We start from the raw sequence: 25,230 nt of genomic DNA, 5'->3' as shown, positions 1-25,230 counted from the left end.
GCCGATGTCCGGAAATCTCCCCGCCATGTCGCGTCTGTTCCTCGCCGCCTGCCTGACCGCCCTGCTCGGCGCCTGCGCCTCTGCGCCAGCCCCCCAAGCGCCCGCCGCCCCTGTGGCCGAGGCCGATGAGGCACCACCTCCACCGGAGCGCGCCATCCCGGCGGATGCACTCTACCCCCTGCTGGTGGGGGAATTCGCCCTGCGCCGGCGCGACTACGGCACCGCCCTGGACCTCTACACCCAGCAGGCGCCGCTGCTGCGCGACCGCGGGGTCAGCGCCCACACCACCCACATCGCCCAGTTCATGCAGCAGGAGGACGCCGCCCGGGAATCCGCCGCCCTGTGGGTGGAGTTGGAGCCGGACAACGTAGAGGCCAACAACACCTACGCCACCCTGCTGTCCCGGGCCGGGCGCACCAACGAAGCCCTGCCCCACCTGGCCCTGGTGGCCAGGGACCAGGGCAAGGCCAACTTCCCCATTCTGCTGAACCGCTTTCCGGAACTGGGCGCCAGAGAGCAACAGGCGCTGGTCGCCGGGCTGGAGGCGCTGTCGCAGGAGTTTCCCGACAACCCCTCACTGCTGCTGACCCGCGCCCTGGCCTACGATGAGCTGCAGCAGCACGCGCAGGCACTGGCGCTGTTGACGCAACTGTTTGCCCAGGAACCCTACCAGTACCAGGGCCTGCTGCTGGAAGCCAAGATCCGGCTGGAGCAGGGCAGCGATGCACCCTTCGCCCATATCGAGCAAGCCCTGGCCGCCAACCCCGACGACAGCCGGCTGCGCCTGCAGTACGCCCGCCTGCTCACCCGCAGCGATATCGACGCCGCCCGCGGCCAGTTTGAGATTCTCTCGGCCCGCGCCCCGCAAGACGGCAACCTGCTGTTCTCCCTGGCCCTGATCAACCACGAGGTCGGCGACGACCTGGCGGCCAAGGCCTACCTGCACCAGCTGATCGACCTTGGCCAGCGCACCGACGAAGCCTATTACTACCTGGGCCGCATCGCCGAGGATGCCGGCGACCAGCAGGCGGCGGTGAAGGCCTACATGGAAGTCAGCGCCGCGGACAGCGGTGACTTCTTCAGCGCCAAGGGGCGCATCGGCCGCATCCTGCTGGAAAACGGCAAGGACGGGCAGGCCCGCACCCTGTTCAACACCCTGCGCGAGAGCCACCCCGAGGCACAGGAGCGGCTCTACGCCCTGGAAGCCGAAGTGCTCAGCGGCGCCGGCGACAGCAGCGCCGCCATGGCCGTGCTGGATGCCGGCCTGGCGCGCCTGCCGGAGTCCTCATCCCTGCGCTACAGCCGCTCCCTGCTGGGGGAAAAACAGGGCAACCTGGCGCTGATGGAATCCGACCTGCGCACCATCATCGCCCAGGAGCCGGACAACGCCACCGCGCTCAACGCCCTCGGCTACTCCCTGGCCAACCGCACCCAGCGCTTTGACGAAGCCCGCGAGCTGATCGAGCGCGCACTGATTCTGGAACCCGACGAGCCCGCCATCCTCGACAGCATGGGCTGGGTGCTCTATCGCCAGGGCCACTATGAAGATGCCCTCTTTTATCTGGAGCGCGCCTACCAGGCCTTCCCCGACCCGGAGGTAGCGGCGCACCTGGGCGAGGTGCTGTGGGTATCGGGCAAGGCCGAACAGGCCCGCGCCATCTGGCGCGACGCCCTGCAGAAAGACCCGCGCCACGAAATTCTGCTGAGCACCATCCAGCGCTTTGACGTCAGCATGCTGCAAGCCAACCCCTGATCCATGCGCCGGCTTATTCTTCCCCTGCTGCTGGCCCTGCTGGCCGGCTGCAGCACCGTCCCGCCATCGCCCCCGGGCGAGCAGGGCTGGCAGCAGCACCTCGCCCGGCTGGGCGCGCTAGAACAGTGGCAGGCCCGGGGCAAGCTGGCCCTGCGCAATGGCGAGCAGGCGGAAACCGCCAGCCTGCTGTGGCGCCAGCGCGGCGAGCAGTCCGAACTGCAGCTCAGCGGCCCCCTGGGCATGGCCTCCACCCAGGTGCTGGCAGACGGTGAACGGCTGGAGGTCCGGCGCGGCGACGAAATCCGCATTCTGGACATCTCCACCCCCGAGGCGGTGCGCGAGAGCACCGGCTGGGACATTCCGGTGGCCGCCCTGCCCTTCTGGCTGCGCGGCATACCACAGCCTAACGCCGCCACCGAGGCACTGCGCCTGGACAACCAGCGCCTGAGCCACCTGCAGCAGCAGGGCTGGCAGGTGGAGTTTTTCGACTATCGCCGGTTCGACAACTACGACCTGCCCACCCGCCTGAACCTGCGCCGCGGCGACACCAGCGCCCGGCTGCTGATCCGCGACTGGCGGCCGGGGGCCCCCGGTGAGTGAGCCCCTTGTCCTGCCGGCACCGGCCAAGCTGAATCTGCTGCTGCACATCACCGGGCGCCGCCCCGATGGCTACCATGAGCTGCAGAGTCTGTTCCAGCTGCTGGACTGGGGCGACACCCTGACCTTCACCCCCGACCACAGCGGCCGCATCGCGCTCGGCGGTGACACCCTTGGCCTGGCACCGGCCGACAACCTCATCACCCGCGCCGCCCGCGCCCTGCAGCACGGCAGCCACGGCGTTCACATTCACACCACCAAGCGGATTCCCAGCGGCGGCGGACTCGGCGGCGGCAGCTCCGACGCCGCCAGCACTCTGCTGGCCCTGAACCGGCTGTGGCAGTGCGGGCACAGCAATCGGCAACTGCAGGCCATTGGCCTGGCCCTGGGGGCGGATGTGCCGCTGTTTGTGGCCGGCCACAGCGCCTGGGCCGAGGGCCTTGGCGAGCGCCTGAGCCCGGTGGAACTGCCCCCGGCGTGGTACCTGATCATCCACCCCGGCTGCCATGTGCCCACCGGGGAAATTTTTTCGGCACGGGAATTGACAAGGAACAGCCCTGCGATCACAATGGCGGCCGTTTTTCAGGGGGGACACCGGAACGACTGCCAGGAAGTTGTTACCACCCGTTACCCCGAGGTAGCCAAGGCATTGAATTGGCTAGCAAAATTCGGAGATTCCAGGCTGACAGGAACAGGCGCTTGCGTCTTTTCCCGCTTTGACAGTCGCGCAGCCGCCCAGGCGGTGGCAGTGCAGGTTCCCGAGCCCTGGCAGGCCTATGTGGCGCGCGGCATCAACCGCTCACCCGCACTGTCAGCGTTATCCTGAAAACCCAATTACTGGGGTGTCGCCAAGCGGCAAGGCACCAGGTTTTGATCCTGGCATTCGTAGGTTCGAATCCTACCACCCCAGCCATATACCACGCGTACCGCCCGCAGCGTTGCGCGGGGCGCCACCACCGCAGGGCGCCCGGATGCAGTGCCATACATTGACCGCAGTGTATGGCACTATTTCTATGTACAGCAGGTTCCATGTACAGGACGTACACCCGATCGCAGACGGCAGGACGCCACTGGCGATCAATGTAGAGCCCCTTTCCAGCATCGACCCGAGGTAAGCGCCGTGTCCTCCAAAATGATGGTCTTCACCGGAAACGCCAACCCGGAACTGGCCCAGAAAGTGGCCAGCAGACTGTACCTCACTTTGGGCAAAGCCGACGTCGGCAAGTTCAGCGATGGTGAAGTCGCCGTTGAACTGAACGAGAACGTCCGCGGCAAGGACGTGTTTGTGGTGCAGTCCACCTGTGCGCCCACCAACGACAACCTGATGGAACTGCTGGTGATGATCGACGCCCTGCGTCGCGCATCGGCTGCCCGCATTACCGCCGTGGTGCCCTACTTCGGCTACGCCCGCCAGGACCGCCGCGTGCGCTCTGCCCGGGTGCCGATCACCGCCAAGGTGGTGGCCGACATGATGGTCACCGTGGGCGTTGACCGGGTGCTGACCGTCGACCTGCACGCGGAGCAGATCCAGGGCTTTTTCGGCTGCCCGGTGGACAACGTGTACGGCTCACCGGTGCTGAACGCCGACATCCAGACCTGCCACTACGAGAACCTGATTGTGGTGTCGCCGGACATCGGCGGCGTAGTGCGCGCCCGCGCCATCGCCAAGCAGCTCGACGATGCCGACCTGGCCATTATCGACAAGCGCCGCCCCCAGGCCAACGAGGCCCAGGTAATGAACCTGATCGGCGAAGTGGACGGCCGCACCTGCCTGCTGGTGGACGACATGGTCGACACCGCCGGCACCCTGTGCAAGGCCGCCGACGCACTGAAAGAGCGCGGCGCACTGAAGGTCGTTGCCTACTGTACCCACGCGGTACTGTCGGGCCGCGCCCTGGACAATTTGAAGGCCTCCCAGCTCGACGAGCTGGTGGTCACCGACACGATTCCCCTGAGTGCGGCGGCAAAGCAGATCGGTAAGATCCGCCAGCTGACCATCTCGGACCTGCTGGCGGAGTCCATCCGCCGGGTGTCCAACGAGGAATCCATCAGCGCCCTGTTCCAGTAACCAATAAGGAACAGCGCTTACCGGCGCCTTCCGCACGCTACCTGTTGCCAGGCAGTGGCTGAAGGCATTAACAGGCTGCGCCACACCGGCCAGCCTTTGAAACCCACCGCCGCGCTGGTCGCAAGCAAAGCGGTGTTTTTACAGGAGCCAGACAATGTCTGACCAATTTGCAATCGACGCCGAAGTGCGCGAGGACATGGGGAAAGGTGCGAGCCGCCGCCTGCGTCGTCACGCCGACCTGGTACCCGCCATCATCTACGGTGGCAACAAAGAGCCCCAGCCCCTGACCCTGATCCGCAAGGACCTGGAAAAGGCCCTGGAGAACGAGGCTTTCTTCTCTCACGTGCTGACCGTCAACGTGGCCGGCAAGGCAGAGAAGGCCATCCTCAAGGACCTGCAACGTCACCCCTCCCGCAATGCCGTGATGCACGCCGACTTCCTGCGCGTTGACGACAAAGTGGCCATCAAGGTGCACGTGCCGGTTCACTTCCTGAACGAGAAGAGCTGCCACGGTGTGAAAATCGAAGGCGGCATGATCCAGCACCAGGAAACCGACATCGAAGTCCTGTGTCTGCCCACCGATATCCCCGAGTACATCGAAGTGGATATGCTGAACGTCAAGGCCGGTGAAATCGTTCACCTGTCCGACATCGCACTGCCCAAGGGCGTCACCTCCGTGGCCCTGGCCCTGGGTGAAGACCACGACCTGGCCGTTGCCAGCGTGATCCCGCCGAAAGGTGGCAGCGATGCCGACGACGAGGAAGATGGCGCAGCCGAAGCAGGCGATGCCGAGGAGAACGGCGAGGACTGATTGGTCCTGCGCCGCGAGCGGCACCCGCGTTGACAGCCAATATCCAACTGATAGCTGGCCTCGGCAATCCCGGCAGCGACTACCGGGGTACACGCCACAACGCGGGCGCCGATTTTGTGGAGGCGCTGGCACGTTCCTGCGGCGCCACCCTGCAAAGTGAAGGCAAGTTCTTTGGCCTCACTGCACGTATTCGACTGGCGGGCCACGACCTGCGCCTGCTTATCCCCACCACGTTCATGAACCGCAGCGGCCAGGCCGTGGCGGCGATGGCGACCTTTTACAAGATTGCCCCGCAGCAGATTCTGGTTGCCCACGACGAGCTGGACATTCCCGCCGGCCAGGCCCGCTTCAAGCAGGGCGGCGGCCACGGCGGCCACAACGGCCTGCGCGACATCGTGCCGGCACTGGGCAACAGCAAGGATTTTCACCGCCTGCGCATCGGCATTGGCCACCCGGGCCACGCGTCGAAAGTCACCGGCTACGTGCTGGGCCGCCCCAGCGCCGACGAGCGCACACGCATCGACCTGAGCATCGACGAAGCCCTGGCCGCCCTGCCCCTGCTGCTGGACGGCGACGGCACCCGGGCCATGACCCGGCTACACAGTTTCAACGCGGCCTGAGCGCGGCTCGGCCCCTTTTCTGACAGGAATCAACCATGGGAATCAAATGCGGAATCGTCGGCCTGCCCAACGTGGGCAAGTCCACCCTGTTCAACGCCCTGACCCGGGCCGGCATCGACGCCGAGAACTTTCCCTTCTGCACCATTGAGCCCAACGCCGGCGTGGTGCCCATTCCCGACCCGCGCCAGACCCGCATCGCCGAAATAGTGAAGCCCCAGCGGGAAATCGCCACCACCATGGAGTTTGTCGACATCGCCGGCCTGGTGGCGGGCGCGTCCAAGGGCGAGGGCCTGGGCAACCAGTTCCTGGCCAACATCCGCGAAACCGACGCCATTGCCCACGTGGTGCGCTGCTTTGAAGACGACAACGTGATTCACGTGGCCAACACCGTGGACCCGGCCTCAGACATCGAGGTGATCAACACCGAGCTGGCGCTGGCCGACCTGGACAGCTGCGAAAAGCAGTTGCAGAAAGTGACCCGTACCGCCAAGGGCGGCGACAAGGAGGCGGTGGCCATGAAGGCCCTGCTGGAAAACAAACTGCTGCCCCAGTTGAACGAGGCAAAGCCGGTGCGCGCGCTGGATTTTGACGCCAACGAGAAAGCCCTGCTCAAGCAGCTCTTCCTGCTGACCGTCAAACCCACCATGTACATTGCCAACGTCAGCGAGGACGGCTTTGACAACAACCCCCACCTGGACAAGGTGCGGGAGATTGCCGCCAGCGAAAATGCCGTGGTGGTCCCCATCTGCAACAAGCTGGAATCGGAAATCATCGAGCTGGAAGACGACGAGCGCGATGAATTTCTGGCCGACCTCGGCATGGAAGAGCCGGGCCTGAACCGGGTGATCCGCGCCGGCTACCAGCTGCTGAACCTGCAGACCTACTTCACCGCCGGCGAAAAAGAAGTGCGCGCCTGGACCGTGAAAGTCGGCGCCACTGCCCCCGAGGCAGCCGGAGTTATCCACACCGACTTCCAAAAGGGCTTCATCCGCGCCGAGGTGGTCAGCTACGACGACTTCATCTCCCACAAGGGTGAACAGGGTGCCAAGGACGCCGGCCGCTGGCGCCTGGAGGGCAAGGACTACATCGTGCAGGACGGCGATGTCATCCACTTCCGCTTCAACGTGTGATCAGAACACCCGCTGGTAGCTGAGCTGGTAAATCGAAAAGCGTTCGTCGCTGTCGTTGACCGAGCCGGTGGCGAAGCTGGCCTTGATGGCGTGCCTGCCGGCAAAGGGGAACACCAGGGTAACACCGGCCTTGGAATCGCGCTGTAGATCGTCCAGTTCGCGCCCGCCTATGGTGCTGCGCCCGCCGCGGTAGCCGTTGACGTTGATGCCCCCCCAGAAGCCGGGGCCAAAGCGCTTGATCAGGTGCAGCTGGGCGGAGTAGATCGGGTCCTGCTCGCGGGTAAAGCCCACGTAGTCATCGTTGTTGGCAAAGCCCCACACGCCGACATCCACTTCCAGCAGCCAGCTGGGCGCCAGTGGCTGGATATAGCCCAGTTCCACCTTGGCCGCCCAGCGGTTGGCACCGACGTTGATCAGGCGGTCCGCCTCGTAGCGGCCGGTGGGGGCCACCACCTTGAGACTGGCCCCGAGTATGGGGCGCGGCGCATGGCGCAGCTCGCCAAACTGCTGCAGGTTCATGGCCGGCGCACCCAGCAGGTTAACGGACAGGCCGGCGGTCACATCCCCCACCCCCTGGTAGTCACGCTGCAATTCCCCGAAAACCTCGTGCTCGGCCCGGGTGTCGCCCACAGAATAGGGTTGCTGCACAAAAACGTTGGCCGTGCGTCCGGCCAGGGCAAAAAAGCGCGTGTAGCCGGCGGTGGCGGTGAGGATGCTGGAGTCCACACCGACAATGGGCAGGGACGGGTCGGGCACGGTGTCGCCATCGGTATAGGAGGCCCCCAGCGTCAGCAGCTGGGTGCCCGCCGGCGCTGGCCAGTAGGCCCTGGGCGTCAGCTCCTGGGCACCCGCCGCGGCTGCGCCAAGAGCGGCCACCAGCCCCCACACCACGCTCCATTTCTGCATTGCTGTACCCCGCCTTCCCGAACGGTTATTCACGCGCTCCCTGGCGCCATCAGCACGCGGCGCTGTTGCTCTGCGTTACTGCACAGCAACATTCCACAGCACGACCCGGCGAGAGAGCGGCCAGCCCATGATAGCGGCGCGTGGCCCGCGGTGCCTAGCTGCCGGGCCGGGGCAGGCCGCTGCCCGCTGCTGCCACTGCTGCCACTGCTGCCACTGCTGCCACTGCTGCCACTTAGGCCACCCGCTGCTCACGCTCCGGCAGGCGTACATCCAGCAGGGCGCGCAGCTCGCGGATTTCGCCCTGCAGGTCCGACAGGTTGGGCTCCCCGGCGGCCTGTGCCTCGGCCCGCGCCTGGCGCTGGTGTTCCTCTTCCAGCACATTCACCACAATGCCGATGATCATGTTGAGGAAGGCAAAGGCCGACAGGAAGATAAAGCTCAGGTAGTAGGTCCAGCTCAGGGGGTAGACGGCCATGGTCTCGTACATGACATCGGTCCAGTCTTCAAAGGTCATGATGCGGAACAGGGTCAGCAGGCTGACGCTGATGTCACCCCACAGGGTGTCGTTGATGTCGGCAAAGAAGGTGGTGCCCACCGCGGCATAGATGTAGAAGATGATAAACATCATCAACATCACGTAGCCCAGCTGGGGCAGCGCCGCCAGCAGGGAATTCAACAGGGTGCGCAACTCGGGAATGATGGACACCATGCGCAGCACGCGGAATATGCGCACCAGGCGGCCGATAAGCGCCAGCTCGGAATCTTCAATCGGGATCAGGCTGACCACCACGATCAGCGTGTCGAACACGTTCCAGCCGCTGCGGAAAAAGCGCTTTTTGTCGCTCTCGCCCATGAAGCGGATGGTGATTTCCACCAGGAAGAACAAGGTGATGCCCCAGTCCAGGATCACCACCAGCTGATTCACCAGCGGCGGTAGTGGGTAGGTTTTGGCGCCAATCAGCAGGGCTGACATGAGGATAATGCTGATCACCAGCAGTTCGAACAGTTTGTTGCTGCGCAGGCGCTCGAAGCGGGCCTGCAATACATCGGTAGTGGGCGACATGGTTCTCAATCAGGCTGTGGGGAAAGGGCCCCCGGGGTTGCCGGGGCGCCGCCGAATTCTAGGCAATTGGGAGGGCCTTGCACAGCGGGGCCGGCGCGTTCAGTAAATTAGCCCGGGCGCGGGTTGCCCCGGCGCCGCCGGCAAATGTCGGCCAGCAGGGGCTGAGCTGTGGCCGCACGGTGGTAGCATGGCCAGCCTAGCCACCGGCACCGCCCCGGGCCGTGCCACCTCAAGGGAGATGTTCACTTGCTGAAAAAACTGCTGCTTGGCCTGCTGGCCCTGATCGCACTGGCGGCCATCACCGCCTACCTTACCCTGGGCCGCCCGAGCCCGCCGGATGTGCAAGTGTTTCGCAATGGCCAGGTGTTCACCATGGACGGCCAGAACCGCATAGTTTCCGCCATTGCCGTGCAGGGTGAGCGCATTGTCGCGGTGGGCGATGACGAGGACATGGCTCCCTATCTCGAGGGCGCCCTGATACACGACCTTGACGGCAAAACCCTGCTGCCCGGCTTTATTGACGCCCACGGCCACTTTCCCGGCACCGGGGTTGCGGCGGTCACGGTGGACCTCAACAGCCCACCCATCGGCAGCGTCACCTCCATTGCCGACATTCAGGCTGCCCTGAAAGCTTTTGCCGCCGGCCGCGAGCCGGGCCAGTGGGTACTGGCGTTGGGCTACGACGACACCCTGATCGCCGAGCACCGCCACCCCACCCGGGACGAGCTGGACGCGGTGTCCACCGAGCATCCCATTTTTGTCACCCATGTGTCCGGGCACATGGGCGTTGCCAACAGCCGTGCCCTGGCGCTGGCGGGCATCGACCGGGACACCCCCAACCCGGAGGGCGGGGTGATCGTGCACGACCCCGAAACCGGCGAGCTGACCGGCCTGTTGGAAGAGACCGCCATGACACCGGTGCAAACGCTGGGCATGGACTTTTCCGCCGGCGAAATTCTCACCATGCTCGATACCGCCATTGCCGACTACGCCAGCAAGGGCATTACCACCGCCCAGAGCGGCGGCGTCGACAAGGGCGTGCTGGAGGGGCTGCACCTGGCGTCACGCATAGGCTACATTCCCTTCCGGCTGGAGGTCTGGCCTTTCTACAAGATGATCGGGCCCCAGGTACTCGACGGCGAGATTGACGTGGCCGACATGGAAAACGAGTGGTTCCACGCCAACGCCATCAAGATCGTGTCTGACGGCAGCATCCAGGGCTACACCGGCTACCTGTCGCACCCCTACCACACCCCCTTCCGCGGGGACGACAGCTACCGTGGCTACCCCACCTTCGAACGCGACAAGCTGGCGGAGATTGTCGGCAAGATTCACCGCGCCGGCATCCAGATGGCCATTCACGCCAACGGGGACGGCGCCATTGACGATGTAATCTACGCCTTTGAAAAAGCCCAGCAGGCGCACCCGGTGGCGGACCCCCGGCTGATCCTTATCCACTCACAGATGGCCCGCGACGACCAGCTGGATGCCATGAAGCAACTGGGCATTACCCCCAGCTTCTTCTCCGCCCACACCTACTACTGGGGCGACCGCCACCGGGACATCTTCATTGGCCCCGAGCGCGCCAGCCACATCAGCCCCACCCGCTCCGCCGGCGAGCGCGACCTGAAGTACACCGTTCACCTGGATTCGCCGGTGGTGCCGATGGACCCCATCCTGCTGCTGTGGAGCACAGTGAATCGCGTATCCACCAGTGGCCAGGTGATCGGCGCCGACGAGCGGGTGCCGACCATGGACGCCCTGCGCGCCATGACCATCAACGCCGCCTGGCAGATCTTCCGCGAGGACGAACTGGGTTCGCTGGAGGTAGGCAAATTTGCCGACCTGGTGGTGCTGGATGGCGACCCCCTGGGCGATGCCACCGCGCTGCGCGAGTTGCGGGTGGAGCGCACCGTGGTCGGCGGCGTCACCATCTACCAGCGCACGGATCAGTAGAGGCATACCTGGGCCGGCCGCAACCTTACAAGACATTAACCTTGCTGCCGTGCAAAACTGCTAGCCTTCAGGCGCTGACAACAATAATCCGGAGGCAGCATGCAACGGGACCATTCTGGTTGCAGGTTCACACCGGCAGGCGCGCGCTCAGCCGCCTGCTTGCCCGCCCTGTGTGCATTGGCGCTGGCGCTGTGCGCCTGTAGCGATGGCGGCAGCCATGCAGAGCGCGACAACAACCCACCCGCCGGCGAGACGGCCCTGCTCACCGGCCATATCACCCCCATGCCGGTGGCCGGGCTGGCCTACACCAGCGACAGCCATAGCGGCACCACCGACAGCAGCGGCACCTTCCAGTACCAAAGCGGAGAAACCCTGACGTTCCGCCTGGGTGACACAACACTGGGCCAGGCCACGGGGGCCGGCGAGCTCAGCCTGCTCGATATCACCGGCGCCCAGGAGCTGAGCGATGTGCGCCAGATCCAAACCGCCCTGGGCGATGCCAACCACCCCTACAGCGCGGCGGCGAACCTGATCCGGCTGCTGCAATCCCTGGATGCCGATAACGACCCAAGCAACGGCATTGTTATCGACGAGCAGACCCGCACCGGGCTTGCCGGCATGTCGTTGAACCTGGCCATGACGGCGACGCCCTTTGCCGCCCAGCCCGCCCTGCGGCAACGGCTCACCGACCTGGGCCGCCCCCTGCGCCGCCTGGAAGTGGCCCTTGCGCTGCACTACCAGGTGGCCGGCACCGAACTCAGCGTGGACGGCACCCGCCTCAGCCGGCAACGCAGCCAGCAAACGACCGCCCTGAACACTCAGGCCGGCGCGCTCACCGCGCGCAGTGAATTCACCTATGACCCGTGGGGCAACCGGCTCACCAGCGTTACCTGGGATGAGCACAACAAACGAAAGCACAGCAGCCGCTACCGCTATGACCAGGCGGGCCAGCGTATCCATGCCGAGCACAGCGAATACGACGGCAACGGCAATAGCCGCATTAACTTCAGCAGCCGCAGCCAACGTGATATTTCCGGCTTTGCCACCGAAACGGTGTACGACTACCGCAACGACAATCCGCGGCAGGATCGCACGGTGTCGATGCGCGATGAGCGGGGCAATACCGTTCGCATCGAGGAAGATCGCAACAACGACGGCAGTATCGACCTGCTCACGCTGAGCACCTTCCTCGACAGCGGCCAGAGGGCGGGCAGCGAGAGAGACAGCGACGGCGATGGCAGCATTGATACGGTATCCAGCTACCATTACGACGCCAGAGAGCGTTTAACGCGCTCTACCTATCGTGGCAGTGAACAGGACATTGACGGCGCCGTGGAGGGCAGCCCGCCCCTGTTTGGCACCGGGCCCGTCTCGCTGTTTGACCCGCGCACCCCTTACCCCGAGCGCCGGCCGGCCTTTCTTGTGGGCGGCAGCCAGGAGCCGCTCAACCGCTTCACCCGCGACACCCGCTTTGAATGGACGGCCGACGGCCGGCTGGCGCGACGCACCACCGACAGCAACGACGACGGCCTGGACGATAAGATCACCACCTTCGCCTACAACAGCGCGGGCCAGCTGAGCGCCTGGACCTACGACCGGGACGGCGATGGCGGCCACGATTCCTTTGCCAATTACACCTACAACGACGCCGGCCAACTCACCCGCGTCGAACAGCAGGATGGACGCTACATCTTCGGCACCCTGCGTGAAACGCGAACGCTGTTCTATAACGAAGATGGCCGCCTTGCGCGCCTTGTCGTCACCGGCAATAGCACGCCCTTTGGCGGCACCGAGCAGCATTTTTTCTACGACCGCCTGGGCAACGTCAACCGCACCGACACCGACCAAGACGGCGATGGCACGCAGGATGTGCGCTCGGACGTCGAATGGGAGGCCAGCTTCCGCCTGGACGACTGGCCGGGCTATCAGCCCAATTAGGCACCGCGCGGGCTTAGCCGGGGTCCCAGGGCCAACACTGCCCAGGCGGAATCCGCCAGGGCGAGGGTCACGACGGGTTCGCCCGATAGTAGGCCACCAGTGCATTGGCGTGGCCATGCCCCATCTTGTGTTGGTTCTTAAGGTGCGCTACCTGCTCCATGTGCTTCAAGTCACTCACCGTCTTGAGCACACCGAACCAGTAGGCCACTGGGTGGCCGTACTTCTTCTCGATAGCGGGAAAGTAGGACGCTGGGCCCTTTACCGCCTTATTATCGGGTGTCATCGGTTCCCTCCAGGCAATGGTGGTTTAACGAGTAGCATCAGCCTTCGCAAAGAAGGCCAGTTGATCGGTATGGGCTTTGGCAAAAGCGGGGCGCTGGGTGCCGCGCTGGACATACGCCCGGCAGTGGACAAAGTCTGCCAGCCCGTCAAAGCGATCAACCAGCCGCAGCACATCCACCATGGCTATGTCGGCAATAGAAAACGCCCCCGCCAACCACTCCCGTTCCGCCAGCACCGCGTCCATCCGCTGCAAGCGGGACGCCAGAAAGGCCTCGATACGCGCGCAACCCGGTGTGTTGTCCATATCGTCGGCAAAGCGGTACAGGGACCAGGGCAGGCTCGCCATCTCAACTGAGTTGAGCGCGGCAAACAGCCACTCGATCACCCGGGTTCGACAGGCGGCAGAAGATGGCATCAACACCTCGCTACGCTCCCCGAGATAGAGCAGAATAGCCCCGCTTTCAAAGAGGGTGGTATCGCCGTCCCGCAACCAGGGCACCTGGGCAAACGGCTGGCAAGCCACATGCCCACCCGCGCGTACCGCAAAGGGCGTGCCCTCCACGCGATAGGTCAGGCCCGCTTCCTCCAGTGCCCAGCAAGCCCGGATATCCCGCACATAACCCCGCGGCATCGGGGGAACCCAGTCGAACGTGGTGACTACAAACTCGCGCATTGCACCCTCCTCTTGGTAACAGGCCAGGCCCGTCCCCTACCCGGCAACTGCAAGAGACGGCCTGATACGCGTTAGTCGAAGGGTAGTCGATGTTTTCGACAGTGCGTGAAAGAAAGGTGTTGCCTAACGGTTGCCATTGGTTCAGCCGGGCTTTTTCACGGGAGAATGAATGGCCAGCGAATACTGCCGGCCATTTTCGCCGCTCATTCAGAATCAGAAATCGACCCTGGCCTCAATGCCATAAGTGCGAGGATTACCGAAATAGCTGATGGCAAAGGGTCCAAAGGGAATACCGTTCACACGGTAATCTTCGTCGGTCAGGTTTTTGCCCCAAAGCGCCACGTTCAAGCGTGTCTCGCCAGCGCCGAGCGCAATATCAGCCAGGGTCAGGCGACCATTGAGTAGGCCGTAGCTCTCCATTTGCAAAGGACGGTTCTGCTCTGGATTAACATACGCCACGTAGTCATCGCTATAGGTGTAATCGAGCCGCGCAATCGCCTCGCCCCAACTACCCCGGGCCAGAGTGTATTCAGCACTCAAGTTGTAGGTCCACTCCGGCGCGTACTGATTGTCCTTATCGTCCTTCTTGTCGACTACGGCACCCACAGCTGGGTCAAACTCCATGTACTCATCGTACTTGGCATCCAGATAGCCCAAGTTGGCCGTCAGCTGCAAATCCGCAATGGGCTGGTAAATCAGCTCCGCTTCGAAGCCTTGCTTGGTTGAACTCCCCGCATTGTCGACAACCGACGAGGCTGCAGAGCCACTGGTAAATACCGACAATTGCAGATCGCTTTCCTTATTAACAAAGATTGCAGTGTTGAATTGCAGCGTGTTGTCCAGCAATCGCGATTTAAGCCCTATCTCATAGGCTTTTACGGTTTCGGGATCGTAACCCGTACTGAAGGCAACAGGATCGCCTGACTCGCCATTGAAGCCCCCTGCCTTAAAGCCCTCTGAATACTTCGCATAGATATTGATGTCTTCGTACAGGTCGTAAGCAACAATGAAGGTCGGCGTTGTATTGGTCCATTCGTCGCTGCCATAGCTCTCGAATACCAACTGATTCGGTGGCGGGTGGCCTATATAGGCATCTTTCTTTTCTTCAGTCCAACGCAAACCGAAGGTCAGGGTCAGGCGATCCTGCAAAGCGGCGGCCCCCGGCGTCCATTCCACCTGTCCGTAGGCCGCCACCTGCTCGCCGTCAAAGCCATAGGTATTGACCAGCGTGGACGGACCAAAAAAATCGTTCAGGGGCTTCAAAGGATTGACCACATCGGCCTCCTCTTCGAAATAGAAGAGCCCCAGCACATATTCAAGGCCCGGTGCAGAGCCCGTGAGCTGCAATTCGTGAGAGTCCTGGCGATAGTCTGTGTCGATTTGCGTGTGGTAAAGGGAGAAAGGCGTACCGTCATTGTCCAGACCCTGCTCGAAATCAAGATCCCGGGTGTTACCAATGTATTTCAAGCCAATGTCTCCCAGCGCTCCAACAGTACCCAGAGAGTAATCGACAAACAGCGACTGGCTGGTGGAGTCAAATCCTTCGTACAGTGGTGCGTCTGAGCTGGTGGTATCCTCGTTTTTGTCCTCCGGCAGAAGATACTGATCCAGATCCGCGGGGAAGGGAAAACCAAAGCCAAGGTTACTGGTATCGAGGTCGGTAAACTGCGGCTTCGAAGGTGTATTGCTCACCTTGGCCTTGTCCATGGTGTAGCGTGCAGACAGTTGTTCAGTGATATCCCACACCAGGTCCAAGCGCCCTACTTCACTGTCCACCTCATTGAAGTCGCGGTTGCTCACTGGATTGGGGGCAACAGGCTGCCCGGTAAACGGATGGGAAATAGGTCCCAGTCCGGTATTTTCATTCTCGTAAAGGCCATCGCGTTCTTCTTTGGAAAGCGTCACCTTGGCCATTACCTCACCGGCGCCACCGAGTGACAGAGCAGGCAGATCCAGCGTGCCATAGGTTTCCCAGTACCCGAAATTTCCTAGACCGGCGCGCACTTTTCCGCCAAATTCACCCGTGGGCCTGCGGGTAATCATGTTGACCGCACCACCGGTGGTGTTCTTTCCGTACAGGGTCCCTTGGGGGCCGCGCAACACTTCAATTCGCTCAAGCTCAGCGACACGGAACACGTTACCGGAAAATTTGCCGACAAATACGCCGTCGAGATACATGCCAACCGTTGGCTCCCACGTAATCGACGGATTGGAAGTGACCGAGCCTCGTATGGAGATCGTCGCTTTGAGCGTATTGGAGGGCAAGGTAGCTATCTGCACATTCGGCGCAAACGTACCAATATCGGTAAGATCCTTGATGCCCCTCTGCTCCAACTCGTTCGAACCAAAGGCTGTGATCGATATCGGCGTGTCCTGCAGCGACTGTTCGCGCTTCTGCGCAGTGACTACAACCTCTTCCAGTGCGCCGCTGCTGGCCGACTGGCCGAGAGCCGCACCAGACAGCGAAGCCAGCACCACTGCCGCCGCCAAACGACTTATGGGTTTGTTCAAACTGGGGGGATACAACATCAATTTACCTCTGCTATTTATAGCGTTATACAGATGGATTGGAAGCCGCAGGAACCCCCGTATCACCAGTAGCGGGAGGTCTTGACGGCGACTGCGGGGCCGTGTGTTGCCTTGGGAACCCTACACCCGATGCGGGCTATCGACAGCAAATCGACGAGTAAACCACTGCATCTGCTGCGCCTGGTTTAGGTTTCCAGCCAGAGCCCAGCGCGGGTCCTCGGATCATCCGAGTGGCACCACGACCGAAGCATCGCCTGTGCCCCCAACGATAGCGCTCGCGGGTGCGGCAAACGCTATGCCAACCCTTGATAACCGCGCAGGTGATGACTCATGTCGCCTGCCATGTCGAGCAGGGAATAGTCGCGTTCGCAGAATCGCCACAGACCGTCTACACGTTCGAAGCGGTCGTGATATCTGCCCGCCGCGATTGGCTGCAATGAAAGGCCTGCTGTTGCTTGCAGCACGGTGTAGTAGGAGCGAGCCGTCGCCGTTCCCGCCTCGTCATCCACTTCCACAATCGGATTTGTTACCACGTGCTTGGTGCGCGGCGTCCCACACTCGTAAATCACTACATGCTTGCGCCACAAGGCTAGAAGGCCAGCCTCGTCGATAAACTGGCTATCCCGAGTACGAACTCTTGCATGGCGAAACAAATGCGATGCGCCCTCCAGATCCCCTGAGTCTATTTTCTCTGCATACAGGTAAAGAAGGTTGGTGATTGCTGCATAACTGGCTGACATAAACGGGAAATCTCCTGCAGTGATAGCTGCACTCATCGTGTCGGTTGAAAATGCAGATTGCCTATATCTGCAAGTTCGTCTGCAAGTGCATCTCCACTACACTTACCCATCTCGTATTTTCAAACAACTGCTGACAGCACAGACACACCCACCAATGAGTGAAGGTGTTTGCCATCGGGTGAATTGTTGAACCGCTTACCTGGCTGCCATTGGATAGACTGCCAGACAACCGGCATCCATCGGCCATGGCATAGCGTGTGGCGGATTGGTGCCTGACAACAGGATCATCGCTGGCAAATCAGGAGCTCACCGTGGATCTTCTACTGAAGGGAAAAACAGCCATTATCACCGGCGGCAGCGGCGGCATCGGACGCGGCCTGGTGCTGGAATTTGCGCGCGAAGGCCTGAACGTCGTCAGCGCCTCCCGCGATGTCAAAACCGGCGAACAGATTGCCAAGCAGGCCGAGGACGAGGGCCTTGCAGGCCAGGTCATCGCGGTTGCCACCGATGTGACAGACCCGGCGAGCGTCGAGGCCATGGTCGAACGCACTCACCAGGCGTTTGGCCCGGTGGATGTGCTGGTCAACAACGCCGGCGGCGTGGCAGCGCCCTCCGAGTTCGAGAAGCTGGACCCGGCCTCGCGCAAGTGGGAGATCGCCCTGAATGTCGATGGGGTCGTCAACTGCTGTCAGGCCGTGTCCGCCGACATGCTGTCGCGCCAGACGGGCAGCATTATCAACATTTCATCCAACTCATCCCTGCTCGGGGAAGCTGCCGCGAACATCGTCCACTACGGCGGCGTCAAAGGCTTTGTGAACAGCTTCAGCAAGGGCCTGGCCTGGGAGTGGGCCAAACAGGGCGTGCGGGTCAACAATATCTGCCCGGGCTGGATCGTCCCCCGGGACGAGAACGACGTTGGCGAAGGCAGCTTCTGGCACCGCTTTGGCTTTGACACCATGGGCAAGCCCGACGCCATGGAACAGGCCCTGCAGGATGGCACCCTGTACAACATGAGCGGCCTGCCTATTCCCCGCCTGGGCAGGCCACAAGACATCGCCTGGCTGGCGCTGTTTCTCGCCTCGGAACGCTCCGGCTACATCACCGGGCAGCTGATTTCCGTCAGTGGTGGCGCCTGGATGCCCTGAATGGCCGCTGCTACCCCACCCACCGGGTGCAGCGGGCGGCTTGTTGTTAATAGTTCTCGTTATCACTATACTTTCGCGCCCAAACTTTGCTCGCCGGGTCACCGGGCCCGCCCCAACGAGGATGCGCGATGAAACCTGCCGCACGATTCCCACGCAAGGCACTGCGCCTGCCCGTACTGCTGGCCAGCGCCAGCGCCGCTGCCGCCCTGCCCGCCCTGGCGGAGCGGCCATTGGAGGAGATCATTGTCACCTCCAGCCGGGTGGCCAAGCCCCTGAGTACCATACCCAACACCGTCACGGTGATTGACCAGGCCTCGTTGCAGCGCCAGCTGGCCATCCACAACGACATCTCCACCGTGCTCGGCAACCTGGTGCCCAGCTTTTCGCCGGCGCGCCAGAAGATGACCAATGCCGGGGAAACCCTGCGCGGCCGCAAGCCCCTGTATTTGATTGACGGGGTGCCCCAGTCCAACCCCCTGCGCAACGGCGGCCGCGACGGCCACACCATCGACCCGACGGTACTGGAACGGGTGGAAGTGCTGCACGGCGCCAACGCCATTCACGGCCTGGGGGCCGCCGGCGGCATCATCAACCTGATCACCAAGCGCCCCAGCGATAGCTTTGAGCAGCATATTCGCGTGGACAGCGCCTTCCAGAGCGAAGACATTGGCGAGAGCGGCGATTACGGGCTCAGCTACAGCCTGTCCAACAGTTTCGATGCTGCCGATGTGCTGGCCAGCGTCAGCTACCGCAGCACCGGCATGGCCTACGACGCCAACGGCGACATCATCGGCGTCGACAACACCCAGGGCGACACCATGGATTCCGAGTCCATGGACCTGTTCCTGAAGACCGGCTACAACTGGAGCGACCAGCGGCTTGAGCTGATGGTTAATCACTACAGCATCGAGAGTAATCACGAGTGGATCTCGGTGCCCGGCGATGTCGACGCCGACATCCCCAGCGGTGCCATCAAGGGCGAGCTGCCCGCGGACGGGGCGGAGAACAAGGTCACTACCGTCAGCCTTAACTACTTCAACGAGAACTGGCTGGGCCAGGCCCTGCGTGTGCAGGCCTTCCGCCAGGATTTTGAAGCCACCTACGGCGCCCAGATCGAGCCCATCGCCACCTTCCAGGACCCGGCCTACGGGCCAGACCTGATCGACCAGTCGCAGAACAACTCGGAAAAAATCGGCCTCAAGCTGACCCTCTCGGTCGATGACATCGGCGGCCTGCCCCTGTCGCTGGTGTACGGGGTGGATGTGTTGCAGGACGAAACCTGGCAGGCGCTGATCCAGACCAGCCGCACCTGGGTGCCGGAAACCAAGTACGAAAACGTGGCACCCTACCTGCAACTGGAATACACCGGCATCGAGCGCCTGACCCTGACCGGCGGCGTGCGCCACGAAAAATCAGAACTGCAAGTGGATGACTTCACCACCTTGTACAGCTACGGCAGCCAGTTCGTCAGCGGGGGCGAGCCCGACTTTTCCGAAACCCTGTACAACGCCGGCGGCACCTACCAGTTCACCGAGGCCTGGCGGGTGTTTGCCAACTATGCCGAGGCCTTCTCCATGCCCGACGTCGGCCGGGTGCTGCGCGGCATCAACGAGCCCGGCCAGGATGTGGAAAGCTTCCTGGACCTGACCCCCATCCTCACGGAAAACAGCGAAATTGGCCTGGAATTCGACAATGGCACCGTCAGCGCCCAGTTGAGCTACTACACCTCCAACTCCGACTTCGGCCAGCGCCTGCAGCGGGGCGACGACGGCATCTACACCGTCAAGCGGGAAAAGACCGACGTCGACGGCCTGGAATTCCGGGCGGACTGGTCCGTCACCGAGTTTGACGTGCTGGGCCTGCGCTACGCCGAGGCCGAGGGCCGGTTCGATTCCGACCAGGACGGCAGGGTGGATTCCGACCTGGACGGCAACAACATCTCCCCCGACCGGCTGAACCTGAGCTGGGAGCGCCGCTGGACCGACAACCTGAACACCCGGCTGCAAATGAACCACCTCTTCGACCGCAAAGTGCGCGATAGCGACGACGTCACCATCAATACCTTCGACGGCTACACCACCGTTGACCTGGTGGCGGATGTGCAGGCCTTTGGCGGCGTCATCAGCGCCTCAGTACAAAACCTCACCGACCAGGACTACTACACCTACTACTCCCAGAGCAGCCCCAACGACCTGCGCAATTTCAAGGGTGTAGGCCGTAGCTTCGGGCTGTCCTATCAGCGTTACTTCTGACCATCCGCCGCGCCCCGCGAGCGCGCCCCAGGCCAGCCGCCGGCGCCCGCCCAAGCCGAGGCCGGGGGGGCTCTGGCGCTGGCACCTGTGGGCCGGCCTGGCCGCTTTGTTGGTGTTGCTGCTGAGCGCCCTGAGCGGCGCGCTGCTGGTGTACCAGAAAGAGCTGATTCGCCTCGCCGTCACACCGGGCGCCGAATTGCCCGCCGCCTACAACCACCCGCACATCGCCGCCCAATTGCACACCCTCGCATCACGGCAACCGGCCGGGCAGGGCATCAGCCTCAAGGCGCCGAGCCCGGCGGAGCCCTACTGGACCGTGCGCGATGGCCACGCGTTGGAACTCCTTGATGTGGCGACGCTCAACCCCTACCCCGACGAGCTGGGCGTCCTGGATGCCCTCACCCTGGTGCGGGAATTCCATGTGGCCCTGCTCACCGACACTTGGGGGCAGGCCCTGCTGCTCGTCGCCGGGCTGCTGGCCCTGTTCCTAACCATCAGCGGCCTGGTGCTGTGGTGGCCGGGCCGTCGGGCCTTCCGCTGGCGCTGGGTGCTACCGCGCGACTTCCACAGCGCCAGAAGCCTGCAATACCACCGCCATGCCGGCGCCCTGACCAGCCCCATCGTGCTCATCACCCTGCTCACCGGCTCCATCATGCTGTGGCAAAAAATCATCAGCCCCCTGCTGCCCCCCGTTGCCACCCACACCCAGGCCGCTGCCGTACAACCCGCTGACTCGCCCGGCATCGGCCGCGACTACCGCCTGGCCCAGGCCGCCGTGCCCGATGGCTGGCCCACCTTCATCCGCACCATCCAGAACGGCGACACCGTGCACACCAAAGTGCGTTTCCGCCTGCCGGGAGAGTGGCACCTCAACGGCCGCACCTCGGTGACTGTCGATCGCAGCACCGGCGAGTTGCTCATCAGCGAACGCTCCGACCAGTCCCGCACCGCACGGCGGCTGCTCAACCAGCTCTATCCCCTGCACTCCGGTTATGGCATGCCCGCCACCTATCGGCTGCTGATATTGGTGGCCGGCATCGCCCTGGCCTGGCTCGCCTTCACCGGCGGCCTTCATTACTACACGCGCTGGCAGCATCGCCGGCGACGGCGTTTGGAGGCTGGGTAATTATGGCCGCTTTAATCGCGACCTTAATCGCTCCTACTTTTCCAGCCTGAGTTCGGGCAGCAATTCAGCCAGCTGCCGCCAGGCCCGCTGCTTCTGCTCGCGCATTTCCACCAGTTCGAAGGTGTGGGCCCCGGCTGCCATTTCCTTGTGGGCCTTGCGCAGTGGGTCATGTTGGTCACCCTCGGGCCAGTCAAAGCGCAGCCCCTTCTTTTGCATCCACTGCAAATGGCCCAGTATCCAGCCCGGGGGACGGTCAGAAAATACGGCCATTTGCAGCAGGTTGAGACCCTCGCTATTGCGATAATCGACATCGGGGCCGTAGTGCCAGATCAGGTCGGCGGTGGCCTCATCAAGCGCCTCCGCCAACGGCGGCCCGAAGGTCCCTCCCGACTCGGTCTGCCAGGTAAAATTGACATTGGCGCCCGCTGCCAACATCAGCCGGAGCGCATCCACATCACCAAACTCGCTGGCGTTGAGCAGAGCCGGTGCCTGTTTCCTGAAAACGCTGTTGTCCAGCCTTATGTTGCGATCGGTACTTGCCTCGGGATTCGCGCCATTTTGCAGCAGTAGCTGCAGGCAGCGCAGACGATCGTAGTGGCTGCGCTTTTCCAGATCTTTGCTCGCAGGCCCAGCAACATAGTAGGGCGGCAGTTGGTAATAGCGGTACAGGGAATCCTCGTCGACAAGAAAATAATTGAGCAGCGCCTGGTCAGCGTCATACTGCAGCCACTGGGGCGTCACTTGCACATAGTTGGACAGCACCGTCGGGTCGCCACCCATGCGCAGGTAGTCCTTGAGCGTTTCATAGCCGATGGTACGCGCGTGTATGTCACCACTCAGTTTACGCAGTGCCTTGCGATGGCGAATGCGCGCAAAGGTGCCGCCCCGCTCCACTTTTTCAGCCTGTATGGCCTCCGCTTCCGATGCGCTCAACCTCCGCGCAGCCGCTTCAGCGGCATCACTTTCGAGGCCGGCACTGGCACGGAGGGAAGACTCGCTCCCCTGCTCTGCCGACGATCGTGTGGGGTCCAGCTGCCGCATCCGCTTGAGCACATCGACCACCTCCTGCCAGCTGGCGGCCAGCTTGGGGTCATAGTCGGGGCTTGAATAATAGTCCCGCTTCCACTCGGCGCGTAGCAAAGGGTCCTCATGCTGCAAAGCGGGGTCGTCGGAATAGCCGTAGCGCAGGCCCTGCGCCTCCAGCCAGCGCAGGCGCCACAGCAGCGGTCCGGCGAACACACTGGCATCACCGGTATCAATCACCAGTTTTTGCAGCCAGTGCCGGCCCGCATCCAGATCCCCGATTACCAGTGCATTACTGTCGCCGCCGGCGAGCACATCCAGCACCGCCTGGCTGGCTGCTTCCAGCACCGGCGGCCCCTGCCCAAATTTGCCGCTGTTGCTGGTGATGTGGACATCCCCACCCTGGGCCATCAGCAGGCGCAGCGCCGCTATATCACCCACCCGGCTGGCAAAAATCAGCGGCTGGGCGTTGTGCCAGTCATCCATGGCCCCAAGACCAAAGGGCAGATCGACCTGGACAGTGGCGCCGTTTCTGAGCAGCAGCGCCAGTGATTGGTAGCGATCGTCCCGCTTATCCTTAGCCCAGCTTTCGTGGGCCTTGAGCATGTCGGCCCATTCCCGCCGGTAGCGGGGGTCCACCTCCTCATCCTGTGCTCTCGCCAGAAAGTGCGCCGCGTCACCGATAAAGAAATTCAGCAGCATTTCGCTGCGCTCAGCCAGCCAGGTAATCTCCGGGGCAAAATCTGTCAGATTGTTCGGGTCTCCACCCAGAATGAGGTATTCCTGCAATTCCTCGTAGCTGATGCTGCGCTCATAGATGCGCCTGCCGAGCTGGCTGATCCGCTGGCGGTTTGTCTTCCGCTCGGCCTCACTGCCGCGCTGTAGTAGTGGTATATCCTGCATATTGACTAATCCACCAGCTGCCTGCCCCGCCACCGACGCAGGCAGCTGCAAGCAACCCAGTAGCAAGCCCGTCAGCAATAGCTGCTTTTTCATTGTTTGGGTTCTACCCCGTGTCAACGGACGGTTTGAAAGCGCGTGAAACTGCATATCCTGCATGGCCACTCGCTGGTGCATTCTCGGGCTCTTCATCATAAACGGGGGACACCGGCATTCATTAAACTGATTTTGCGAAGATCGTTTAATGGAGAGAACACCGATGTCCCACGCAGGAACCATTATAGGCATACCTGGGCTGGAGGTAATACGGGTCAAGCGGCGCCGGGGTGTTGAGGTCTGGGCACAGCCCTACCGGCGACCGCCCTGCAAGCACTGCCAGGGCCAGGATCTGAGGATCAAGGCCACCTACCGGCGCACGGTGAAGCACACCCGTCAAGGCAATCAGGTGCTGACCTTGCACCTGCGGGTTCCCAAGTACCATTGCCGGGGCTGCCGGCGCTATTTTCGACACCCGTTTGCCGGCATCCGGCCCCGCTATCGGTCTTCCGAGGCCTACCGCATGGAGGTGTACGAGGCGCATGATGGCGGCGTCACGTTGCGCAAGCTGTCCCAGACCCACCAGATCAGCGCCGCGACGGTAGAGCGCTGGTATCAACACCACTTGGGGCGGAAGCGATCCGAGATGAGCAACCGGCCCTGCCCCCGGATACTGGGTATCGATGAGCACTTTTTCACCCGCAAGAAGGGCTATGCCACCACCTTCGTGGACCTGCGCAAGCACAGGGTATTCGATGTGAAGCTGGGGCGCTCAGAGGCCAGTCTGCGCCCGTATTTAAAGGGCCTGAGGGATCGCGGCAATGTGCAGGTTGTCGTCATGGACCTGTCCGAGACCTACCGCAGCATCGCCCGGCAATACTTCCCCGGCGCCACCATCGTGGCTGACCGCTTCCACGTGGTTCGCCTCATCAATCAGCACTTTTTGAAGGTCTGGCAGCAGCATGATCCGGAGGGCCGGAAGAACCGGGGGCTGATCAGCCTGATGCGCCGCCACCGATGGAACCTGAGCGATGAGCAGCACGCCAACCTGATGCACTACCTTGCTGATTACCCGGTGCTACAGCAGCTGTATGTGGCCAAGCAGAGGCTAGTTCGTCTCATGTTGTTGAAGACGCTCACCGCCAAGCGGGCAAGGAAGAAGCTGCCGCAGTTGCTTGAGCTAATGGATCAGCTGCGAGACAGCCCTCTGCGAGCCCTGGCAAAAACGCTGACCAGTTGGCTGGAGCCCATCGTTGCGATGTGGCGATTCAGCAAGAGTAACGGCATCACCGAGGGTTTCCACAACAAGATGGAGATGATCTCGAGACGGGCCTACGGCTTCAGAAACTTTGAGAATTACCGGCTGAGAGTGCTGACCCACTGCGGGTGGGCGGTGCGGCGTTCCGCTGGCATTATCAATCGGGTACGGATGGATGCCCGTCCCCCGTGTATGGACTCCTCCTCGTTTGCAAGGGGTTTGATGTCAGGCAGTAGGATCGATTGCTCACGTGTATTCGGCCTCATATTCGTGCCACAGAGTGCCACGGGGCCTTGATGGGCTGTTCGCGCGCTGGTTCCCAAACGTTTAGACGGGTTTACCACCCTTCGGGGGACACGGGGTTTGCCAGTGCCGGTTCGACCTGTTTACCGTCAGTCAGACTCCTTCGCAATCGGTGACAGGG

The 25,230-nt window shown here is 62.6% G+C and carries 20 protein-coding genes and 1 tRNA gene; 14 read left to right on the top strand and 7 right to left on the bottom strand.

Annotation, left to right across the window (positions count from 1 at the left end; genetic code table 11):
• Positions 1-4: 4 nt before the first annotated feature.
• From DDZ17_RS18825 to ychF, 8 genes are all read left to right on the top strand, one after another.
• Positions 5-1,753 (top strand): tetratricopeptide repeat protein, encoded by a 1,749-nt coding sequence (locus DDZ17_RS18825; protein ID WP_157976729.1) that lies wholly within the window; start codon positions 5-7, stop codon positions 1,751-1,753.
• 3 nt (positions 1,754-1,756) lie between these two features.
• Entirely contained in the window at positions 1,757-2,353 is a 597-nt protein-coding gene (lolB, locus tag DDZ17_RS18820) for a lipoprotein insertase outer membrane protein LolB (RefSeq protein WP_116368538.1), read from the top strand.
• On the top strand, positions 2,346-3,176 hold the full coding sequence (ispE, locus tag DDZ17_RS18815) for a 4-(cytidine 5'-diphospho)-2-C-methyl-D-erythritol kinase (RefSeq protein ID WP_116368537.1): 831 nt from the start codon (positions 2,346-2,348) through the stop codon (positions 3,174-3,176). The genes lolB and ispE overlap by 8 nt, the downstream gene beginning before the upstream one ends.
• Positions 3,177-3,188: 12 nt before the next feature.
• Positions 3,189-3,263 (top strand) — tRNA-Gln (locus DDZ17_RS18810).
• A gap of 222 nt (positions 3,264-3,485) precedes the next feature.
• Complete coding sequence (locus DDZ17_RS18805; protein ID WP_116368739.1) at positions 3,486-4,418, top strand: ribose-phosphate pyrophosphokinase; 933 nt, start codon at positions 3,486-3,488, stop codon at positions 4,416-4,418.
• Positions 4,419-4,572: 154 nt separating this feature from the next.
• The gene (locus DDZ17_RS18800) at positions 4,573-5,229 is read left to right on the top strand and encodes a 50S ribosomal protein L25/general stress protein Ctc (RefSeq protein WP_116368536.1); all 657 of its coding nucleotides are present in this window, start codon (positions 4,573-4,575) and stop codon (positions 5,227-5,229) included.
• Positions 5,230-5,258: 29 nt separating this feature from the next.
• On the top strand, positions 5,259-5,849 hold the full coding sequence (pth, locus tag DDZ17_RS18795) for an aminoacyl-tRNA hydrolase (RefSeq protein ID WP_116368535.1): 591 nt from the start codon (positions 5,259-5,261) through the stop codon (positions 5,847-5,849).
• A 35-nt stretch (positions 5,850-5,884) separates the two neighbouring features.
• The gene (gene ychF, locus DDZ17_RS18790; protein ID WP_116368534.1) at positions 5,885-6,979 is read left to right on the top strand and encodes a redox-regulated ATPase YchF; all 1,095 of its coding nucleotides are present in this window, start codon (positions 5,885-5,887) and stop codon (positions 6,977-6,979) included.
• Here ychF and DDZ17_RS18785 read toward each other — a convergent pair whose 3' ends face one another.
• Complete coding sequence (locus DDZ17_RS18785) at positions 6,980-7,885, bottom strand: transporter (RefSeq protein WP_116368533.1); 906 nt, start codon at positions 7,883-7,885, stop codon at positions 6,980-6,982.
• Between the two features lie 232 nt (positions 7,886-8,117).
• Entirely contained in the window at positions 8,118-8,948 is an 831-nt protein-coding gene (locus DDZ17_RS18780) for an ion transporter (RefSeq protein ID WP_116368532.1), read from the bottom strand.
• A gap of 246 nt (positions 8,949-9,194) precedes the next feature.
• Here DDZ17_RS18780 and DDZ17_RS18775 point away from each other — a divergent pair, with 246 nt between their 5' ends.
• Together DDZ17_RS18775 and DDZ17_RS18770 are read left to right on the top strand one after the other, a co-directional pair.
• Entirely contained in the window at positions 9,195-10,904 is a 1,710-nt protein-coding gene (locus DDZ17_RS18775; protein ID WP_116368531.1) for an amidohydrolase, read from the top strand.
• Positions 10,905-11,063: 159 nt separating this feature from the next.
• A complete protein-coding gene (locus tag DDZ17_RS18770; RefSeq protein ID WP_116368530.1) occupies positions 11,064-12,842 on the top strand; it encodes a hypothetical protein in 1,779 nt (592 codons plus the stop codon).
• A gap of 67 nt (positions 12,843-12,909) precedes the next feature.
• Here the strand turns inward: DDZ17_RS18770 and DDZ17_RS18765 are convergent, their stop codons facing one another.
• The 4 genes from DDZ17_RS18765 to DDZ17_RS18750 form a co-directional block, all read right to left on the bottom strand.
• Positions 12,910-13,125, bottom strand: coding sequence for a DUF4287 domain-containing protein (locus tag DDZ17_RS18765; RefSeq protein WP_116368529.1), 216 nt, complete (start codon positions 13,123-13,125; stop codon positions 12,910-12,912).
• A 24-nt stretch (positions 13,126-13,149) separates the two neighbouring features.
• Positions 13,150-13,797 (bottom strand): glutathione S-transferase family protein, encoded by a 648-nt coding sequence (locus tag DDZ17_RS18760; protein WP_116368528.1) that lies wholly within the window; start codon positions 13,795-13,797, stop codon positions 13,150-13,152.
• A 213-nt stretch (positions 13,798-14,010) separates the two neighbouring features.
• Entirely contained in the window at positions 14,011-16,326 is a 2,316-nt protein-coding gene (locus tag DDZ17_RS18755) for a TonB-dependent receptor (RefSeq protein WP_116368527.1), read from the bottom strand.
• 293 nt (positions 16,327-16,619) lie between these two features.
• Positions 16,620-17,066: a nuclear transport factor 2 family protein gene (locus DDZ17_RS18750; protein ID WP_116368526.1), complete on the bottom strand. Its 447-nt coding sequence runs from the start codon at positions 17,064-17,066 to the stop codon at positions 16,620-16,622.
• A 311-nt stretch (positions 17,067-17,377) separates the two neighbouring features.
• Between DDZ17_RS18750 and DDZ17_RS18745 the strand changes: the two genes are divergently transcribed.
• The 3 genes from DDZ17_RS18745 to DDZ17_RS18735 all read left to right on the top strand — a co-directional run bounded on the left by DDZ17_RS18745 (position 17,378) and on the right by DDZ17_RS18735 (position 21,589).
• Complete coding sequence (locus DDZ17_RS18745) at positions 17,378-18,211, top strand: SDR family NAD(P)-dependent oxidoreductase (RefSeq protein ID WP_116368525.1); 834 nt, start codon at positions 17,378-17,380, stop codon at positions 18,209-18,211.
• A gap of 128 nt (positions 18,212-18,339) precedes the next feature.
• Positions 18,340-20,463 (top strand): TonB-dependent receptor, encoded by a 2,124-nt coding sequence (locus DDZ17_RS18740; protein WP_116368524.1) that lies wholly within the window; start codon positions 18,340-18,342, stop codon positions 20,461-20,463.
• The gene (locus tag DDZ17_RS18735) at positions 20,447-21,589 is read left to right on the top strand and encodes a PepSY domain-containing protein (protein ID WP_116368523.1); all 1,143 of its coding nucleotides are present in this window, start codon (positions 20,447-20,449) and stop codon (positions 21,587-21,589) included. Before DDZ17_RS18740 ends, DDZ17_RS18735 begins: the two co-directional genes overlap by 17 nt.
• 33 nt (positions 21,590-21,622) lie before the next feature.
• Here the strand turns inward: DDZ17_RS18735 and DDZ17_RS18730 are convergent, their stop codons facing one another.
• On the bottom strand, positions 21,623-23,515 hold the full coding sequence (locus tag DDZ17_RS18730; RefSeq protein ID WP_116368522.1) for a hypothetical protein: 1,893 nt from the start codon (positions 23,513-23,515) through the stop codon (positions 21,623-21,625).
• 256 nt (positions 23,516-23,771) lie between these two features.
• Here DDZ17_RS18730 and DDZ17_RS18725 point away from each other — a divergent pair, with 256 nt between their 5' ends.
• The gene (locus DDZ17_RS18725) at positions 23,772-25,103 is read left to right on the top strand and encodes an ISL3 family transposase (protein WP_241505958.1); all 1,332 of its coding nucleotides are present in this window, start codon (positions 23,772-23,774) and stop codon (positions 25,101-25,103) included.
• The last annotated feature ends 127 nt before the right edge of the window (positions 25,104-25,230 follow it).

The sequence above is a fragment of the Parahaliea mediterranea genome (genome assembly GCF_003402235.1).
Taxonomy (GTDB): domain Bacteria; phylum Pseudomonadota; class Gammaproteobacteria; order Pseudomonadales; family Halieaceae; genus Parahaliea; species Parahaliea mediterranea.
The sequence above is the reverse complement of the archived record's forward strand: the minus strand, read 5'-3'. Positions and strand labels throughout refer to the sequence as shown.

Coding starts and splice junctions, on each gene's coding strand:
- DDZ17_RS18760 (WP_116368528.1), bottom strand. CDS start 13,797: ATGCGCGAGTTTGTAGTCACCACGTTCGACTGGGTTCCCCCGATGCCG.
- DDZ17_RS18730 (WP_116368522.1), bottom strand. CDS start 23,515: ATGCAGGATATACCACTACTACAGCGCGGCAGTGAGGCCGAGCGGAAG.
- DDZ17_RS18725 (WP_241505958.1), top strand. CDS start 23,772: ATGTCCCACGCAGGAACCATTATAGGCATACCTGGGCTGGAGGTAATA.
- DDZ17_RS18740 (WP_116368524.1), top strand. CDS start 18,340: ATGAAACCTGCCGCACGATTCCCACGCAAGGCACTGCGCCTGCCCGTA.
- DDZ17_RS18800 (WP_116368536.1), top strand. CDS start 4,573: ATGTCTGACCAATTTGCAATCGACGCCGAAGTGCGCGAGGACATGGGG.
- DDZ17_RS18785 (WP_116368533.1), bottom strand. CDS start 7,885: ATGCAGAAATGGAGCGTGGTGTGGGGGCTGGTGGCCGCTCTTGGCGCA.
- lolB (WP_116368538.1), top strand. CDS start 1,757: ATGCGCCGGCTTATTCTTCCCCTGCTGCTGGCCCTGCTGGCCGGCTGC.
- ychF (WP_116368534.1), top strand. CDS start 5,885: ATGGGAATCAAATGCGGAATCGTCGGCCTGCCCAACGTGGGCAAGTCC.
- DDZ17_RS18755 (WP_116368527.1), bottom strand. CDS start 16,326: ATGTTGTATCCCCCCAGTTTGAACAAACCCATAAGTCGTTTGGCGGCG.
- DDZ17_RS18805 (WP_116368739.1), top strand. CDS start 3,486: ATGGTCTTCACCGGAAACGCCAACCCGGAACTGGCCCAGAAAGTGGCC.
- DDZ17_RS18825 (WP_157976729.1), top strand. CDS start 5: ATGTCCGGAAATCTCCCCGCCATGTCGCGTCTGTTCCTCGCCGCCTGC.
- DDZ17_RS18780 (WP_116368532.1), bottom strand. CDS start 8,948: ATGTCGCCCACTACCGATGTATTGCAGGCCCGCTTCGAGCGCCTGCGC.
- DDZ17_RS18750 (WP_116368526.1), bottom strand. CDS start 17,066: ATGTCAGCCAGTTATGCAGCAATCACCAACCTTCTTTACCTGTATGCA.
- DDZ17_RS18765 (WP_116368529.1), bottom strand. CDS start 13,125: ATGACACCCGATAATAAGGCGGTAAAGGGCCCAGCGTCCTACTTTCCC.